This is a genomic window from Paenibacillus salivarius, assembly GCF_051307165.1.
GTDB lineage: Bacteria > Bacillota > Bacilli > Paenibacillales > Paenibacillaceae > Fontibacillus.
This window is the reverse complement of record NZ_CP195592.1, coordinates 3,217,651-3,234,453: the sequence shown is the minus strand read 5'-3', so window position 1 is coordinate 3,234,453 and position 16,803 is coordinate 3,217,651. Positions and strand designations below refer to the sequence as shown.

General features: G+C 54.9%; 14 protein-coding genes. All 14 read left to right on the top strand.

Annotated features, from left to right (window positions below; genetic code table 11):
• Nucleotides 1-2: 2 nt before the first annotated feature.
• Nucleotides 3-455 (top strand): VOC family protein, encoded by a 453-nt coding sequence (locus ACSFXJ_RS14655; protein WP_435921079.1) that lies wholly within the window; start codon nucleotides 3-5, stop codon nucleotides 453-455.
• A 435-nt stretch (nucleotides 456-890) separates the two neighbouring features.
• Nucleotides 891-1,907 carry an NAD-dependent epimerase/dehydratase family protein gene (locus tag ACSFXJ_RS14650; RefSeq protein ID WP_435921078.1) on the top strand — a complete coding sequence of 339 codons (1,017 nt, stop codon included), beginning with the start codon at nucleotides 891-893 and terminating at the stop codon, nucleotides 1,905-1,907.
• Nucleotides 1,907-2,983 carry a dihydrodipicolinate synthase family protein gene (locus ACSFXJ_RS14645; protein ID WP_435921077.1) on the top strand — a complete coding sequence of 359 codons (1,077 nt, stop codon included), beginning with the start codon at nucleotides 1,907-1,909 and terminating at the stop codon, nucleotides 2,981-2,983. Before ACSFXJ_RS14650 ends, ACSFXJ_RS14645 begins: the two co-directional genes overlap by 1 nt.
• A gap of 27 nt (nucleotides 2,984-3,010) precedes the next feature.
• Nucleotides 3,011-5,065, top strand: a complete 2,055-nt coding sequence (locus tag ACSFXJ_RS14640) for an alginate lyase family protein (RefSeq protein WP_435921076.1) — start codon at nucleotides 3,011-3,013, stop codon at nucleotides 5,063-5,065.
• Nucleotides 5,066-5,245: 180 nt separating this feature from the next.
• Nucleotides 5,246-6,637, top strand: coding sequence for an ABC transporter substrate-binding protein (locus tag ACSFXJ_RS14635; protein ID WP_435921075.1), 1,392 nt, complete (start codon nucleotides 5,246-5,248; stop codon nucleotides 6,635-6,637).
• Between the two features lie 91 nt (nucleotides 6,638-6,728).
• Complete coding sequence (locus ACSFXJ_RS14630; RefSeq protein WP_435921074.1) at nucleotides 6,729-7,694, top strand: carbohydrate ABC transporter permease; 966 nt, start codon at nucleotides 6,729-6,731, stop codon at nucleotides 7,692-7,694.
• An 18-nt stretch (nucleotides 7,695-7,712) separates the two neighbouring features.
• Nucleotides 7,713-8,537 carry a carbohydrate ABC transporter permease gene (locus tag ACSFXJ_RS14625; RefSeq protein ID WP_435921073.1) on the top strand — a complete coding sequence of 275 codons (825 nt, stop codon included), beginning with the start codon at nucleotides 7,713-7,715 and terminating at the stop codon, nucleotides 8,535-8,537.
• Nucleotides 8,538-8,637: 100 nt separating this feature from the next.
• Nucleotides 8,638-9,615 (top strand): Gfo/Idh/MocA family protein, encoded by a 978-nt coding sequence (locus ACSFXJ_RS14620; protein WP_435921072.1) that lies wholly within the window; start codon nucleotides 8,638-8,640, stop codon nucleotides 9,613-9,615.
• Nucleotides 9,605-10,450: a sugar phosphate isomerase/epimerase family protein gene (locus tag ACSFXJ_RS14615; protein WP_435921071.1), complete on the top strand. Its 846-nt coding sequence runs from the start codon at nucleotides 9,605-9,607 to the stop codon at nucleotides 10,448-10,450. The genes ACSFXJ_RS14620 and ACSFXJ_RS14615 overlap by 11 nt, the downstream gene beginning before the upstream one ends.
• A 39-nt stretch (nucleotides 10,451-10,489) precedes the next feature.
• Nucleotides 10,490-11,824 carry a transcriptional regulator gene (locus ACSFXJ_RS14610; RefSeq protein WP_435921070.1) on the top strand — a complete coding sequence of 445 codons (1,335 nt, stop codon included), beginning with the start codon at nucleotides 10,490-10,492 and terminating at the stop codon, nucleotides 11,822-11,824.
• 55 nt (nucleotides 11,825-11,879) lie between these two features.
• Entirely contained in the window at nucleotides 11,880-13,019 is a 1,140-nt protein-coding gene (locus tag ACSFXJ_RS14605; RefSeq protein ID WP_435921069.1) for a M20 metallopeptidase family protein, read from the top strand.
• 472 nt (nucleotides 13,020-13,491) lie between these two features.
• Nucleotides 13,492-14,796, top strand: a complete 1,305-nt coding sequence (locus tag ACSFXJ_RS14600; RefSeq protein WP_435921068.1) for a hypothetical protein — start codon at nucleotides 13,492-13,494, stop codon at nucleotides 14,794-14,796.
• A 27-nt stretch (nucleotides 14,797-14,823) separates the two neighbouring features.
• Nucleotides 14,824-15,846: a dihydrodipicolinate synthase family protein gene (locus tag ACSFXJ_RS14595; protein ID WP_435921067.1), complete on the top strand. Its 1,023-nt coding sequence runs from the start codon at nucleotides 14,824-14,826 to the stop codon at nucleotides 15,844-15,846.
• A gap of 114 nt (nucleotides 15,847-15,960) precedes the next feature.
• Nucleotides 15,961-16,803, top strand: a complete 843-nt coding sequence (locus tag ACSFXJ_RS14590) for an aldo/keto reductase (protein ID WP_435921066.1) — start codon at nucleotides 15,961-15,963, stop codon at nucleotides 16,801-16,803.

Here is a 16,803-nt window from a genome sequence, read left to right as displayed (position 1 = left end):
GAATGTTACCGCAGCGAGTCACTTTGGTCACTTTGGGCGCACATGATCTGGGGACGCTCAGAGCGTTTTACAAAAGATTAGGATGGGAAGACACCCCGACCAGCAACGACGATTACTGTGTATTCACGACGGCCGGAGTGCTGCTGAGCTTGTTCCCTTATCGGGAGTTGTTGAAAGATGCCAATCTGGAGGGCTCCGAGCAAGAGATGGCGGTGAAAGAATCAAAGCCGTCGTTCAGGGGAATCACTTTGGCCGTCAACGTGGAGGAGCCGGAAATGGTGGATACGGCGATCGAAAAAGCCCGGCAAGCGGGCGCGGTCATCCTCAAGGAGCCGGAGGAAGCGTTTTGGGGCGGCAGATCGGCTTATTTTGCGGACCCCGAGTACAATGTATGGGAAGTGTGCTGGAATCCGTCGGCGGTGTTTGACGAGACCGGGGCGATGATTTCGTTTTGAGGTGTTAGGATGTTGTAAATGACGGCGTTTAGGGGCTTTTCCCTGCGCCGTCTTTTTTTTGCATTTAAGTAACGGGAAAACCTCCCGCTAATCTACCCAAGAAGGCTGAATTGTCCGAATTAGCGGGAAAACCTCCCGTTAATTTAACGGAAAGGATAAATGAGTTGGACTTTTGGCGAATTCATAGGGAGTTTTTCCCGTTAAATAAAGCTTTCCAACGATTCCATCAAAATTAGATGGAGGTTTTCCTGCTATTTCATTTAAGGCTGTCGCCAGGGCAAAGTTGCAGGCCTGCGGGGGCAGCTTTTTTGTGCCGGAGTTGAATTATGGACGATTTAAAGTCGTTGTCTTTTATTCCCGTGGAACCTACGATGGAACTGTAAATATGATCCAGAACCATGGAACAGCATCCATCGACTAGAAGAGGTGAATGGAATGAAAACGACAGAAGAGCTGGAGGACCGGCTGAGCACTCCCTCGGAGCGATTGATCCGTGATCTGCACGGATTGGATGGGGATATTCTCATCCTCGGGGTCGGGGGGAAAATGGGACCGAGCCTGGCGAAGCTGGCGAAACGGGGACTTGCCGCTGCAGGCAAAAATTCGCAGGTGATCGGCGTATCGCGTTTTTCGTCCGGCATGCTGCAGGAAGAGCTGGAAGCCGAAGGCATTCGGACCGTCGCGGCCGACCTGCTTGATGAGGAGGCGCTTGCGGGGCTGCCGGATGCTCCGAACGTCATCTATATGGCGGGCCATAAATTCGGGACGACCGGCAGGGAATATTTCACCTGGGCCATGAATGCGTATTTGCCGGGACGGGTCGCCGAAAAGTACAAATCATCCCGGATCGTCGCTTTTTCGTCCGGGAATATATATCCGTTCACCCCTGTGGCGCAAGGCGGGGCGTCGGAGGAAACCAGGCCGTCCCCGGTGGGCGAATACGCGCAATCCTGCTTGGGACGAGAGCGGGTATTCGATTATTTTTCGCGCAAAAACGGGACGCCCTTGCTGAACTTTCGTTTGAACTACGCGATCGATCTGCGTTACGGCATTCTGCTCGAAATTGCAACCGCTGTCAAAGAAGGACGCCCCATCGATCTGAATATGGGCATGGTGAATGTGATCTGGCAGGGCGATGCCAACGAAATGGCGATCCGATCGCTTCTTCACTGCAATTCGCCGTCGGTGACGTTAAACGTGACCGGGCCGGAGGCGGTTTCCGTCCGCTGGTTGGCCGAGCGCTTCGGTGAAGCGATCGGCACAGCCCCGGTATTTACGGGCGCAGAAGGAGAAACGGCATTGCTCAGCAACGCGTCCGCCAGCCATCGCTTACTCGGTTATCCGTCCGTGTCCCTGCGTCAAATGATCGAGTGGACGGCGGAATGGGTGCTTGCGGGCGGAGAAACTTTGGGAAAACCGACGCATTTTCAAGAGCGGGAGGGTGCGTTTTAATGAATTCAGCCAAGGAATTGTCCGCCGGGAAAAAGGAACTGCTTCAGCGGGGGACTGTTATCCCTGCTCATCCGCTGGCGCTTGACGCCTCCCGGCGTCTGGACGAAAAGCGGCAAAGGGCGCTTACCCGATATTATATGGCCTCTGGCGCGGGAGGTATCGCCGTCGGGGTGCATTCGACCCAATTTGAGATCAGGGACCCGGGGATCGACTTGTTTGAACCGGTGTTGAGATTGGCCGCAGAGGAGGTCGAAGCAGCAGGACTGGATCGGCCTTTTCTCAAAATCGCCGGCATTTGCGGTTCGACCGAACAGGCGCTGCGAGAGGCGGATACGGCGGCGGACCTGGGTTACGACCTGGGATTGGTCAGTATGGGCGGATTGAACGACTGGACGGAAGCCGAGCTGCTTGCAAGAATGGAAGCGATTACGAAGGTGATACCCGTGTTCGGATTCTATCTACAGCCTGCGGTCGGCGGACGCTTGCTCAGCTATTCCTTCTGGCGGGAACTGGCGGAATTGCCCGGAGTCGTGGCGATCAAAATGGCGCCCTTCAACCGCTACCAAACGCTGGACGTCGTCCGTGCGGTGTGCGAATCGAGCCGGCGTGACGAAGTTGCCTTGTACACCGGGAACGACGACAATATTGTCGCCGATTTGCTGACGGCTTACCGGTTCGACATCGATGGGCTACAGGTCGAGAAGCGGATTGTCGGAGGCCTGCTTGGACACTGGGCAGTGTGGACCGCCAAGGCGGTTGCGTTGCTGGAGGAAATCAGGGTGATTCTGGATCAAGGCGGCGCGATACCGGGTGAACTTCTGACCCGCGGGCAACAGATTACCGATGTGAATGCGGCGTTATTCGATCCGGCCAACGGCTTTCGGGGAAGCATCCCGGGAATCCATGAAGTGCTGAGACGACAAGGATTGCTGCAAGGCCGGTGGTGCTTGAACCCGTCGGAAGAGCTTTCCACGGGTCAGCTTGAAGAAATCGAACGCGTGTATCGTGCATATCCGCATCTCAACGATGACGATTTCGTCCGGAGACATCTGGATGAATGGCTTCAATCAGGATAAGTAAAAAAATGTGAAAGGGGAGGACCGATGAACCCGGCAACACAAAGATCAAGACGTTTTTTCTGGGAGGAGTCCGACCGCGGCTTTATCGTGGCTACCTGCCGTGACCAATGGCCGCAGGAAATCGCCGAGGTGCTGCACCGCGCGGATCTCGCCTGCCGGAAAACGTTTATTTATACGCACCGCTGGGATATGGAACGCTGCGAGACTGAAGTCTCTTTTCCCCAGGGGATTGATTGGACCTACAGGCATCAGGGAGACATCGAATGGATGGTCATGCTGAACCGGGCCAGGTATATGGGGGAGCTTGGGCAGGCTTACTGGCTTACCGGAGAGGAAAAATACGTTACGGGATATATCGAGCTGATGAAAGACTGGCTGGCCCAAAACCCTCTTACCGAGGAAGAGGTGCGTGCCAGTAAAGACCGGGCCTACAATGTCAAAGATACCTGGCGCAAACTGGACAGCGGAATCCGGATCGCGAATTGGTTGAAGGGATACTATTGCGTCCGGGAATCGGCCGAGTGGGGGGATGACGAAGAAGCTTTATTCCGGGAAGCGGTAAGGCTTCACGGCATGTATCTGAATCTCGCATACACGCCGCATGACCGGCAGAGCAATTGGGGGTTCCTTGAAAGCAACGGACTGTTTCAGCTTTCCGTGTTGTTCCCGGAATTCGCCGAATCCGCGGAGTGGTTCGACACGGCCGTGGAACGGCTCGCGGAAATGTGCGAGCTTCAAGTGTTTGAAGACGGCATGCACAACGAACAATGCACGATGTACCATCATGAAGTGCTGCACTGCCTGTTCGAATGCTGCCGCTTGGCGGAGGCGAATGACATCGAGCTCCCGGCTTTGCTATGGGAGACGTTGAACCGCATGTACAGCGCTTCGCTTTCGTTCGTCCAGCCGGACGGACGTCAGCCGATGCTGGGCGACAGCGACGGTACCGACATTCGCGACGTTTTGACCCGGGGGGCCGTGCTTTTTCAAAGAGGCGACCTTAAGCGCATGGGGTATGATGTGCTCGATTTTGAGGGAATCTGGTTTTTCGGGGAAGAAGGGTGCCTGCGGTACTCCCAATTGGAAAGTCGGGAGCCCGAAGCGGCTTCCATGGAATTGCCGCAAAGCGGCTATATGTTCATGCGATCCAATTGGGAACGCGAAGCACATTATTTGGCCTTTGATGCGGGGCATATGGACGTGATCCGCGCCCATGGGCACGACGATCTGCTTCACGTCAGTCTCTTTGCGTACGGCAAGGAGTTCCTAACCGATCCGGGCCGTCATACTTATATGGAAAACGAGTACCGCCAATATTTTAAAGAGTCGCTCCAGCACAACACGCTGTCCGTGGACGGCCGGACGATTTCCGGCTATGTCGACTCCTGGAATTGGACCGATGTGGCGAGTCCGATGGGGCGAGTATGGGCCTCGGCGAGCGCCTATGATTATGCCGAAGGAAGCCATGACGGATTTTTCAGGCTGGAAGACCCGGTTCTTGTCCGCAGGCAGATTCTGTTCGTCAAACCGAATTACTGGGTTGTGGCGGACACCTGCAAATCCCGGGGAGAGCATGAATATTCGCTGCCGTTTCATTTTGCGGAGGACTTGAGCTTACAGGTCGAACCGGACGGGAGTATTCTGGCTTCATCCGGCCAACGGGAGCCCGCGCTCCGAATGATTCCGTTCATTCCTGCGCAGACCTTGGTCGATTCCTGTTTCGTATCACGCCATTATAACGAGAAAAAGTCTTCTTTAAAAGCGGTGTTTCGGCAAAAAGGAAGCGGTCTGACCACATTCATAACCATCCTGTTTCCCCACCGAACCCGGGAGGAAGCCGCCCATGCTCCCGTCATTTCGGTTCTTCCGGTTCTGGACAGTTACGGAGATCCCGTTGACGCTAAACAAGCGACAGCTTTTACGATCAGACGCAATGACGGTTGCGAGCATATCCTGTTTTCTCATCAAGGACCCAAAGGGTATAGATTCGCCGGCAGACATATGAGCGGGGAAGTGCTGCTTGTCCGGGAAAGCGTAAATTCCGGTGAGCGGGGTGGCGCTTATATCGTAAAAGTGTAGCCGGAGATCCGGCGGCGATCAAAAACGGACTTATTAAGGACGTTGACCTTTAAAGGCGGATACCGTACTTTTAGTATAAGTTCACAAATTCGCCACAAATACCGAAAGATATCGTTGATAATCATCTATTTGTAAACGCTTTATTTTTTGTGGACATTTCATCTATGAGGGGGTCAATCCATGAAAGGTAAGTTGAATTGGCGGGGAACGTATGTATTCAGTATTTTGCTGGTGTTTGCGATGCTGGCTGCGGCTTGCGGCGGCGGGGGAGGAAACAGCGGCACGACGGCAGAGCCCGCCGAAAGCAATAAGGGAACAGCTACGGAAACGCCGGCGAAAAAAGAAGGAGAAAAGGTGGAACTCCGACTCGGATACTACTCCTCCGCGCAAACGGATGCAAAAATGCAGGAGCTGATCGATAAGTTCCAAAGCCAACATCCGAATATTAAGATCAAAACGGAATCTTCTCCGTATAATCAATTTTTCCAGAAGCTCGACACCCAGATTGCGGCCGAAAGCGCGCCGGATCTTTGGCTGTCCGACGGAGTGCTCGTTCCCAAGTACGCGGAGCGCGGCGTTCTGAAAGATTTGACTTCCCTCATCGAAAAAGATTTGAACAAAGACGACTATTACGGACTTGATTTCAATAAAGACGCAAACGGCAAGTACTGGGGAGTGCCTCAGGGTATCCAGATCGCGGTGCTTTATTATAACAAAGACATGTTTGACGAAGCGAAGGTGGAGTATCCGACCGTCGATTGGACTTGGGATGATCTGAAGGTCGCCGCCGAAAAACTGACGAAGGATACTAGCGGAAAATATGCGACGGATCCGGGCTTCGACAAAAACAAAGTTAGCCAGTACGGGCTTACGTTCTTCAGCATTACGGAAGGCTGGATGACGGTACTGAAATCGTACGGCGGGGGCGTTCTCGACGAAACGCTGACCCAATCGGTCATCGATTCGCCGGAAAACAAACAGGCGCTGGACTGGATCGTCGACGGGATGCAGCGGGAACTGCTGCCGACCCCATCCGATTTGAAGAGCTTCCAGAGCAATATGGCGCCTTTCCCGAGCAAAGCCGCCGCAATGCGGATCGGCATATACGCCCGGACGATCGACGCCAATGCGGCGGATCTGAACTATGATGTGACTCTGCTGCCGAAAGGGCCGGAAGGCAAGCGGTTTTCCCCGGTGATCGCGAATTCCTGGGTGATCAACAAGAAGGCCGAAGGTGCTAAGGGCGATGCGGCCTGGGAATGGGTAAAATTCTGGGCGACCGATGATGAAGCTCAGAAGGAATGGGCGTCGCTGGGCGAAGCGGTGCCGGTGAAAAAATCGGTGGCCAACTCGCCGGACTTCCTGAGCGGAAAGCCGGAAAACAAGCAAGCCTTCCTCGACAGCTTCGAGTTTGCCGGAACGCTTGACGTCAACGCCGTCTGGAGCGAATGGGTCGGCAAGTTCGGCGATAACATCAACCGGGCGTTCGAAGGGGAAATTCCGGTCGACCAGGCCATGAAACAAGCGCACACCGAGGTGCAAAAAGTATTGGACGATTTCTATAAGAAATAAGTAGAAGAGGTAGCACGATAAGCGGAAGGGCTTCGCCTTAAAAGGAGACGGAGCCCTGCTTTCCAAAACGTCAACAAAAGGTGTGATGAGCATGGTAGGAAATACGGAAACGGTCACATCAGGGAAAACGCGAACGAATCCGCCGGTCAACATCCGGAAAAAGCGGCTGAACAGCGAAGGTAAGTGGGGACTATTGATGGTGGCCCCTTATCTCGTCCATTTTGTCGTTTTTGTGCTCGGCTCATTGCTCGCTTCCTTGTACTTCAGCTTATCGGAATACGATATTCTGAATCCTCCCAAGTGGACCGGGTTTGAGAACTATACGAAGCTGGCCCATGACCCGGTATTCTGGAAAGCGCTCTGGAATACCGTTTACTTTACGATTTTGTTCGTTCCGCTCCAAACGATCCTGGCGTTAATCCTGGCCGTGGCGCTTAATCAAAAACTGAAAGCATTAAAGCTGTTCCGGCTGGCTCATTTTCTGCCCGTCATTTCCTCGTGGACGGTGATCCTGTATGTGGCTGACGCCATTTTCAATCCGCGGTTCGGATTCGCGAACGCCTTGCTGTTAAAGCTTGGCCTTGATCCGCAGAAATGGCTTCAGGACGCGCATCTTGTCATTCCGCTGCTCGTGTTGATCGCCGTGTGGAAAGGGATCGGCTATATCATGGTCATTTATTTGGCCGGCCTGCAAAACGTGCCCTCCGAAGTTTACGAAGCCGCGGAAATTGACGGGGCCGGAACGTTCCGTAAATTTCTGAACATTACGATGCCGCTCATTTCCGGCACGACGTTTCTCGTGTTGATCATGAGTACGATTTCGACGTTTCAGGCGTTTGAACAAATTTACGTGATGACCGGCGGCGCCATGGACGCTTCTTCGGCCGGCGGCCCGAATAAGGCGAGCCTTGTTCTCATGATTTATTTGTACCAGGAAGGCTTCTCGTTCCTCCGGATGGGGTACGCATCGGCCATTGCCTGGGTGCTGTTCGTTATTTTGTTCCTGCTCACTGTCATTCAAATGCTGCTTCAGAAAAAATGGGTTCACTATGAATGAGGAAAGGAGGCTCCCGGCATGAAGCTGAACCGTTCCCGCAAAATCACCGGGTATGTCGTCATCATTTTCAGTTCTTTGATTATGGTGATGCCGTTCCTCACGACGATTTTCAACTCTTTGAAAACCTACGCACAGTATACGAGCTTCCCGCCAAAATGGATTCCGAACCCGGTGGAATGGAAAAATTACGCCGAGGTTTGGAAGCTGGGCGACTTCGGCCTGTACACGTCCAACAGCGCGATCATTACCGTCCTGTCCGTGATCGGCTCGCTCGTATCCTGTTCGATGGTGGCTTATGCCTTTGCCAGATTGAAATTTCCGCTGAAAAACACATTGTTTCTCGTGGTCCTTGGGACGATGATGATCCCGCCGGTCGTGCTGATCATCCCGCAATTCGTCATTTTCAAATCGCTTCATATGCTGGATACGCTCACGCCGCTTTGGCTTCTCGAATGGCTGGCTGCGCCTTTCGGCATTTTCCTGATGAGGCAGGCCTTCCTCGCTATTCCGAAGGACTATGAGGAATCGGCCAAGCTGGACGGTTGTAATCCTTTCCAGATCTATTGGCGCATCTTTATCCCGATGTGCAAACCGACATTTGCGACACTCGCGGTTTTTACCTTCATGTCCAAATGGAATGAAATTCTGGCGCCGGCGATCTTCTTGACCTCCAAGGAAAACTTCACCCTGCCGATCGGCATTCTCTCCATGGCCGGTCAATGGTCCGGCAACGAACAGTATATGGTTGCCGCAGCGCTAATGAGCTTAGTTCCGATCCTGGTCGTCTTCCTGTTCGCTGAAAAATACTTTGTGCAGGGCAGCAATTCCGCAGGTATAAAGTAACCGAGGAAATTGTGCAAAGGGCAGTAACTCCGCAGGGATTAAGTAGGCGGAAGAAGCCGGGCGAAGGCAAACGATCATGTTCGATGGAAGGAGGAATTCGATGAGCTACCGTGTCGTTATGATCGGCGGGGGGATCATCGCCCGCAATCACCTGGATGCGATCCGGCAAACGAATGAACTGGACGCCGCCGCGGTCGCCGATACGGACGACCGCAAGGGGAGGGGGCTGGCGGAGGAGTACGGGATTGCTTTTTACCGGGATTATAAGGAGATGGTGCTCCGGGAGAAACCGGATATAGCGGTCATCGCTCTGCCGCATCATTTGCATGTTTCCTGTGCGGTATGGTGCGCGGGGCAGGGGTGCCACCTCCTGTTGGAAAAACCGATGGCGCTCAACGTCCGGGAATGCGACGAAATCCTGCAAGCCGTTTCCGAATCGGGCGTGAAGCTGATGGTCGGTCATACGCAGCATTACTGGCCGGCCAATCTTCAGGCGAAAGAACTGATCCGAAGCGGGGAACTCGGCAAGCTGCTGGCGATTCACGATACGCGCCATCTTTTTTATTACGCGGAAAGCAGGCCGGAATGGTTCCTGGAGAAGAGGAAGGCCGGGGGCGGCATTTTGATGAATCTCGGGGCCCACTCCATCGACAAAATTCAGTGGTTGACGGACAGCCGCGTACGGAGCGTGAAAGCATCGGTCACCTTCGAAGGGCCGAAAGGCGACGTGGAAGGAAGCGGGTGCGTCTTTTTGCAGACCGACAGCGGGCTTGCCGGAGTCATCATCCAGTCCGGATACGAGGGTGTCGCCAAGGATGAGACGGAACTCATCTTTTCGAAGGGAATGGCGCGATTGGTCTCGGCCAAAGGGCTGTGGATCAGCCGTGAAAACCGGTATGAGCAAGTCGAGCCGATTCCTTGCGAAGACCCGTTTATTCTGCAATTCAGAGATTTGCTGCAGGCGATCCAAAGCGGAGGGGAGCCGGACAGCAGCGGGGAGTACGCCAGATCGGTCATCGCCGCGCTCGAGGCCGTTTATCTTTCGGACGAGACGGGGGTGGAGCGGCATGTTCCATGATATAAAATTTAGCCTTTGTTCTACGGGTTTTAAGCAGGAAAGGCTGGAAGCCGTACTTTCTTTGGCGGAGGATGTCGGTTTGCAGGGCGTCGAACTCTGGGCAGGTCATTTGGACGAATATGAAGGGCGCGGGGGAACGGCGGCCGGATTGACAAAGCTGCTTGCCGAGCGGTGCCTTGAAGTTTCCGCAATCAGCGAATATACGTATTTTTCAAAAGGACCGGAGGAAAGCAGGGCGGAACTGGCCAGGATCGGCAGGGCGTCGGAATGGGCGGCGGAGCTCGGCTGTCCGCGGATCAGAACGTTTGCCGGGCACCGGGCTTCCAGAGCCGCGCTTGCCCTGGAATGGGACGGCGTCATCGATGGATTGGGAAAAGCGCATGAGATATGCCTGACAAAACAGGTTCAATTGGCCGTCGAAATCCATAACAACACGCTTGCCGATACGGCCGAAAGCCTTACGGCCTTGCTGCGGGACGTCCGTGGAGAGGGGCTGAAGCTGATATTCGACGGGTTCAATTTGTTCGTGGATCATTTGGAGCCCGTACCGGTACTGGAACAGTTTTTTCCCTGGATCGACCATGTCCATTTCAAAGATTACCGCTGGAACCATCAGGACTGGAGCCAAAGCCAGGCTGTTCCCGTCCTGCAGGGCGATGCGAATCATGCGCCGATTCTGCAAAAACTGCTCGATCTCGGATACCGGGGCTGGATTTCGTTTGAGTACATGGGGGATTATGATCAGGTCGTGCTGAACACCAAACGCTCTTTTTCGGAAGTAAAGGAATATATAGAAAACCAGGCAAAAAAGGTTGGAAGCTGGTTTAAGGGCTGATAGTTAACCATTCATCCTCAAGGGCAGGGGGCGGTGAACATGACGATCAAGCTGCGGGTCGCGGTAATTGGACCCCGGGATTTAGTCGAGACCGTGCTGGATTTCGGTTCGTTTTTCGCGGAAATGACAATGCTGCCTGCGCCGTATCGCCACGAGCGGGAAACACCGGACGTCATCCGGGAAGTGGCGGACCAGGCGGATATATTGCTCTTCACGGGCCCGATCCCGTACCGGATCGCATTGGCGGGTGCCGAGAGCAAGCCGATGGTGCATGTATTTTATTCCGGAACCGCGCTGTATAAAGTGTTGTTCGAATTATACCGCAACGGGATCCAGTCTTTTGAGGACGGACTTCGGATCAGCGTGGACGTCCTGCAAGTCAATGAGGTCGAAGAACCGCTGCGCGAGCTCGGATTGCCGGTGGAGGAAATGCATGTGAAACCGTACGAGTCCGGGATGACGAACGAAGAACTGGTCCAGTTCCACGCCGATCTTTGGCGTCAAGGGCGCGTAAATATTACCGTAACCTGCGTGACATCGGTCTATCGGCAGCTTATCGAGCTCGGCGTTCCCGCCTATCGCGTAGTTCCCACCCATTCCGCAATCCGGGATTGCTTGAACCGCGCTCTTTTGGAGGGGAAAAGCCTCAGGCTGAGCAGCACTCAGATCGCAATCGGGATCATAAATATCGACAATTTCGCCAAGATGGCGAAGGAAGCCTCATCCGAATACGACATCCAGCGCAAAAAGATCATTTTGCAGCAAATTCTGGTCGACTTCGGCGAAGAGACCCAGGCTTTGATCAAATGGAGCGACTCGGATGAGGTTTCTTTCATTACGACAAGAGGCATTATCGAGCAAGTGACCCGGAAATTCCAGGATGCTCCGCTGTTGCTGGAAATCATGGAGCGGCTGCAATGGAACGCGAGCATCGGAATCGGGATCGGCCGTACGGCCAACGAAGCCGAGGGAAAAGCGAAGGAGGCTTTGTATAAAGCGAAATCCGGGGGCGGCGGCAAATGTTACCTCATTATGCAGGACGGCATCGTCCACGGTCCTCTCGGGTCCGACTTGACGCTGGAATATTCCGCGAGGAGCGAAAATCCGGAGCTGATTTCCATCGCCAAAAAAGTCGGACTCAGCGTCGGCACGATCAACAAATTATTATCGCTGTGCCGGCGTTTAGGGACTTCGACATTCACGGCCTCCCAGCTGGCGGAAGGGTTCGGGATCACGCTTCGCAGCGCCCGGCGCATTATGGCCGCGCTCGAAAAGTACGAAATGGCCAGCATCGTGGGAGAGGAGCAGCCCGCAGGGCGGGGCCGTCCGAGACAAATTTATACGCTGAATTTGGAGGAAGCTCATGATGGGTAAGAGTGGAGTCAACTTTCGGGAAGCGGCGGCCAGCTTGGGGGAGGAGCTTGTGAGAATGCGTCGCGAGCTTCATCAAATTCCCGAGCTGGGGTTCAAGGAATGGAAGACATCGGACTTTGTGGGCGAATATTTGTCAGCGCTGGGCTTGCCCGTGAAGCGGGGCGTGGCGGGAACGGGGGTCGTCGCCTTGTTCGACACGGGCCGGCCGGGACCGTGTTTGGCCATTCGTGCGGATATGGACGCCTTGCCGTTGACGGAGGCGACGGGCCTGCCCTTTGCTTCGCGGCATGACGGCGCGATGCATGCCTGCGGCCATGACGGGCATATGACGATGGCGCTCGGCGCGGCCAGGCTGCTGACCGCCGCGCAGGAGGAGCTGTGCGGGGCGGTCAAGTTCATTTTTCAGCCGGCCGAGGAAATGCTGGGCGGCGCCCGGCATATGGTCGAGGCCGGCGTGCTGGAATCGCCGCGCGTGGACGGCATCGTCGGCCTGCATCTGTGGCCGGATCTTCCGGCCGGCCGCTTCGGCGTCAAAGCCGGGACCGTGATGGCGAGCATGGATCATGTCGACATCACGGTCCATGGCCGTGCCGGGCACGGCGCCGCCCCGCACCAGGGCGTCGATGCGATTCTCGCCGCCTCGCACGTGCTCACGGCGCTGCAGGCGCTGGTCAGCCGCGAGACCGATCCCGCCGAGCCCATCGTGCTCAGCATGGGAACGATCCGCGGCGGCAGCCTGCCCAACATCATCGCGGACCGGGTGGAGGTCCGTGGCACGGTGCGCGCCGTAAACTCGGGCGCGCGCGAACGAATGCAGCGCCGAATAACCGCGCTGGCGGAAGCGGTCGCCGGCGGGCTGAACGCCCGGGCCGAGGTCGGCTACGAATTCGGCTACCCGCCGACCGTGAACGACCCCGGCCTGATCCGGCGCGCCGAAGTCTGCCTCCGGGACCTGTTCGGCCCCGAGGCGATTGTCCCGCTCGACCGCACGCCGATGACGAGCGAGGACATGGCCTTTTACATGGAGAAAGTGCCCGGCGCTTTTCTCCTGGTCGGGGCGCGGGGCTCCGGCTTCGGCGACTATCCGCTGCACCATCCGCAAATGACGATCGACGAACGGGCGCTGGAACACGGCGCGGCGTTCCTCGCAGAGTTTGCGCGGCGTTTTTTGACGGAGAGGGCAGTGCAGAACTAGGCTGAGTCCGGTATGAGTGATTTTAATGCCCCATGCAGTGGCGTAGGTGAAATGTGTAAAATAAATCATACAGAAACGCTACCATAGCAGCCAAAACGCGAAATGTGTATGAAAAATCGTATAGAAAAGTCTCCAGAGCGAGCAAAACGCGAAATGTGTACGATAAATCATACAGAAACGCCCCTGTAGCAGCCAAAACGCAAAATGTGTACGATAAATCATACAGAAACGCTCCCATAGCAACCAAAGTGCGAAATGTGTATGAAAAATCATACAGAAACGCCCCTGTAGCAGCCAAAACGCAAAATGTGTACGATAAATCATACAGGTTTAAATGTCTTCGGAGATCGTGAGCGAAAGGTCGTAAATGAATCGTGCAGAAGGTCATTATTTTGTTTATCAAAAAAATAGGGCTTCAGGGCAGGACAGATCAACCCGGCTGTGGAATACAATCTTCATGGGGGAGATGAAGATGTTGAACAACGGCCTGATCCTGCCCGATCGTCCGCGGGTTTCCTCCGTGGATGTCATGCGCATCGCGCGCGATTATGAACGGTTCCGTGCCGGGCTTCCGGACGGGATAGAACAGTACTTGCTCGAAACCTATAGCCTCGACGTATCGTCCCGCTACGGTCCGAAAACCATTCGGAATCCGTTCGGCAAAGCGTCGGGGCAATTGTCGTTAAATATCCGCCAGGTTCAGGACGACGCGGAGGCCGGGCTCGGTTTTGTCGTGTTGAAAACGGTCATTGCGGAAAATGCCGATGGCACACGCTCCATGGAGGCCTGGGCGGTCAAGGAAACCCGGATGATCGTCGATACGATCACGGGGAAAGAAACCGGAGAACCCGGCTGGAATGTCACCTGGGCAGGCCGTGGATGGCACGGCACTATCCTGGATTATCTGGAGTTTATGCAGGCCGCGCTTAAAATTGGCCGCAGTACCGGAACCGTCATCGTTCCGTCCTGCAAATATCATCTTCCGGGTCCGGAGGAGCAGGAATTTCGCATGGAAGAATACTGCCATACGACGCTCCAGCTTTATAAAGCCTGGAAAGAAGGCGGGAACGCGGGACCTTTGCAAATGGAAAAAGACTTCAGTCCGACCCTCGCGGGTTCCACCAAGGCAAGGCAGCAGGATACGGTGCTCCGCTGGCTGCGCGAGGTACCCCACCGGATCCGGACGCAGATCCCCGAAGGCGATCTCGTACTTGGCGTCAAGCTGATGAATTCGGTTTTTGACGACGAATTTCAACTTAAACTCATCCGGGCGCTGATCGAGGAAGGGAAGTCATGCCCGGACTATATCGTATACGCCAATAGACTCTATGACCGGGATCGCCGGTTTTCGGGGAAAATAGGGGCGGCGTATGGAGGGCCGGATCTCAGCCGCCGTAATTTGCGCATCCTCACGTCACTGCGAAAGCTCGAATTGGAGGGGCGTATCAGAGGCCCTATGCCGCCGGTTTCCGGAACGGGCAATATCGGGTCGGGCAAAATGGCGCTTGAATATGCGCTGCGCGGAGCGGAAAGTCTCCAGATGCATACGCTATTTCAAAAGCCGAGCTATGCATATGCGATGCGGCAGGGATCCAAAACGGCACGGGCGCTTCATGATTTGTACTTCCACCCGGAGCACGGACTCATCCTTTGGATGCTGCATTTACGGGCGGCCGAGGAGATCGTGGATTCCTCCGGCATCACCAGATATTCTCACGTGACGTCCTGGTATCGTGAACGCGGACGAGACTGGTTTTTGCGGCAGCCCGAAATTTGATCTTGCCAATCATGGAAGGAGAGGATCATGACCATGACGTTGGAGCAACGAAGAGCAAAGGTAGCGAAAGCCCTTCGGGGTGGCCTGATCCCGGCTGTTCCCGTACCGAGATTTGCGGACGGGCGGATTCACGCCAAGGCACAGGCGGATTATGCGGCATATTTGTCCCGGCAAAACATCGCAGGGGTCGCGGTTTGGGTCCATACCGGCAGAGGGTTATACTTGACCGCGGAGGAGCGCAGGCACCTTTTGCTCTCCTGGAAAACGCATCTTCGCCCGGACCAGCTGTTGATCGCCGGGGCGGGAGCGCTGCCGGATCCTTTGTTATCCGGGGATGGTAATCGGCAAACCGAAAAATGGAGGCTGGCTAGTCTGGCGATGGGCGAGGAGGCGAAGGCCGGAGGCGCCGATGCGCTGCTGGTCTTCCCGCCGGTCATTTTCAAAACGTTGAAGTCTTCCGAAAGGGATGCTGCCATCATCGAATACCACCGGGAAATGGCGGCTTTGGGACTGCCGATCATCCTCTTTTACTTGTACGAAGAAGCGGGGGGGCTCAATTACTCCGATTCCGTAATAAGGGAGCTGCTCGCCATGCCGTCGGTGATCGGCATCAAGTCGGCCGCCTTGGACAGCGTAATGACACTGCAACATTTGTCGCGACTGGTCACCGGCGAATTTTCGGACCGGCTTTTGATCACCGGCGAGGACCGGATGTTCGGCTACTCCCTGATGTGCGGCGCAACCGGCGCGCTGGTCGGGTTGGGAGCCGCCTATCCGAATATCCAGAGCGATTTGATCCGGGCTTACCGGGAGCAGGATTATGCACGGTTCGTGGAATTGTCGTCCCGGGTGGACGCCTATGCGATGGCTACGTTTACCCGGCCGATGGACAAGTATATTTTGCGGATGCTCTGGTGTCTTGCAATAGAAGGCGTGATCCCCGAGGAGGCGGCGAACGATATCGTTACGGGTTCAAACGCATGTTGGAAAATGGAAAAAAGCGAGATACAGGAGCTGCGGGAAAATATTCGGAAGTGCCGTTTGTACTAAAGCGAGTCAACAATACATGCTTATCCGCAGAACTTTAAATTTCCGCCGATGTCAGTCATAATAGGATTGGTAACATTTTCTCGGGATCAACCTAACCTAAGGAGGAACTTATTCATGCCAAAAAGTTTGCAGGACACAGTGAAGCTTAACAACGGAGTAGAGATGCCATGGTTTGGTTTGGGAGTTTACAAGGCCCAGGAAGGAGAGGAAGTGGTCCGCGCTGTGAAATCGGCGATTCGCGCCGGATACCGCAGCATTGATACCGCGGCAGCCTACAACAATGAAGAAGGCGTCGGCCGCGCGGTACGCGAGGCGATGGAGGAGAACGGTCTTTCGCGCGAGCAGATTTTCGTCACCTCGAAAGTGTGGAACTCCAATCAAGGCTATGAAACGACATTGCAGGCATTCGAAACCAGCTTGAACAAATTGAACCTGGAATATATCGACCTGTTCCTCGTGCACTGGCCGGTGAAGGGCAAATATAAAGACACCTGGCGCGCTTTGGAAAAGGTATATAAAGAAGGCAAAGTCCGCGCGATCGGCGTGAGCAACTTCCAAATTCACCACCTGGAAGATTTGCTGGCCGACGCGGAAGTTGTTCCGACGGTCAACCAAGTCGAGCTGCATCCGCAGCTGACGCAAAAGGAACTGCTGAAATACTGCCAAGACAAGGGAATCCAGCTGGAAGCATGGTCACCGCTTGGACAAGGCAATCTTTTGAATCATGAAACGCTTGTTTCGATCGGCAAAAAATACGGCAAATCCGCGGCACAGGTGATTTTGCGGTGGGATGTTCAGGTGGGCGTCGTGACGATTCCGAAATCGGTCACGGAAAGCCGTATCATCGAAAACGGCGATATTTTCGATTTTGAACTCAGCGCCGAAGATATTGCGGCTATCGACGGACTGAATCTGAATAAGCGGTTCGGCTCGGATCCGGACAACTTTAATTTCTAA

What these genes read in the sequence shown, in the direction of transcription:
- ACSFXJ_RS14635 (WP_435921075.1), top strand. Translation starts at nt 5,246, where the DNA reads ATGAAAGGTAAGTTGAATTGGCGGGGAACGTATGTATTCAGTATTTTG.
- ACSFXJ_RS14610 (WP_435921070.1), top strand. Translation starts at nt 10,490, where the DNA reads ATGACGATCAAGCTGCGGGTCGCGGTAATTGGACCCCGGGATTTAGTC.
- ACSFXJ_RS14590 (WP_435921066.1), top strand. Translation starts at nt 15,961, where the DNA reads ATGCCAAAAAGTTTGCAGGACACAGTGAAGCTTAACAACGGAGTAGAG.
- ACSFXJ_RS14650 (WP_435921078.1), top strand. Translation starts at nt 891, where the DNA reads ATGAAAACGACAGAAGAGCTGGAGGACCGGCTGAGCACTCCCTCGGAG.
- ACSFXJ_RS14605 (WP_435921069.1), top strand. Translation starts at nt 11,880, where the DNA reads ATGCGTCGCGAGCTTCATCAAATTCCCGAGCTGGGGTTCAAGGAATGG.
- ACSFXJ_RS14615 (WP_435921071.1), top strand. Translation starts at nt 9,605, where the DNA reads ATGTTCCATGATATAAAATTTAGCCTTTGTTCTACGGGTTTTAAGCAG.
- ACSFXJ_RS14600 (WP_435921068.1), top strand. Translation starts at nt 13,492, where the DNA reads ATGTTGAACAACGGCCTGATCCTGCCCGATCGTCCGCGGGTTTCCTCC.
- ACSFXJ_RS14655 (WP_435921079.1), top strand. Translation starts at nt 3, where the DNA reads ATGTTACCGCAGCGAGTCACTTTGGTCACTTTGGGCGCACATGATCTG.
- ACSFXJ_RS14595 (WP_435921067.1), top strand. Translation starts at nt 14,824, where the DNA reads ATGACCATGACGTTGGAGCAACGAAGAGCAAAGGTAGCGAAAGCCCTT.
- ACSFXJ_RS14625 (WP_435921073.1), top strand. Translation starts at nt 7,713, where the DNA reads ATGAAGCTGAACCGTTCCCGCAAAATCACCGGGTATGTCGTCATCATT.
- ACSFXJ_RS14645 (WP_435921077.1), top strand. Translation starts at nt 1,907, where the DNA reads ATGAATTCAGCCAAGGAATTGTCCGCCGGGAAAAAGGAACTGCTTCAG.
- ACSFXJ_RS14640 (WP_435921076.1), top strand. Translation starts at nt 3,011, where the DNA reads ATGAACCCGGCAACACAAAGATCAAGACGTTTTTTCTGGGAGGAGTCC.
- ACSFXJ_RS14620 (WP_435921072.1), top strand. Translation starts at nt 8,638, where the DNA reads ATGAGCTACCGTGTCGTTATGATCGGCGGGGGGATCATCGCCCGCAAT.
- ACSFXJ_RS14630 (WP_435921074.1), top strand. Translation starts at nt 6,729, where the DNA reads ATGGTAGGAAATACGGAAACGGTCACATCAGGGAAAACGCGAACGAAT.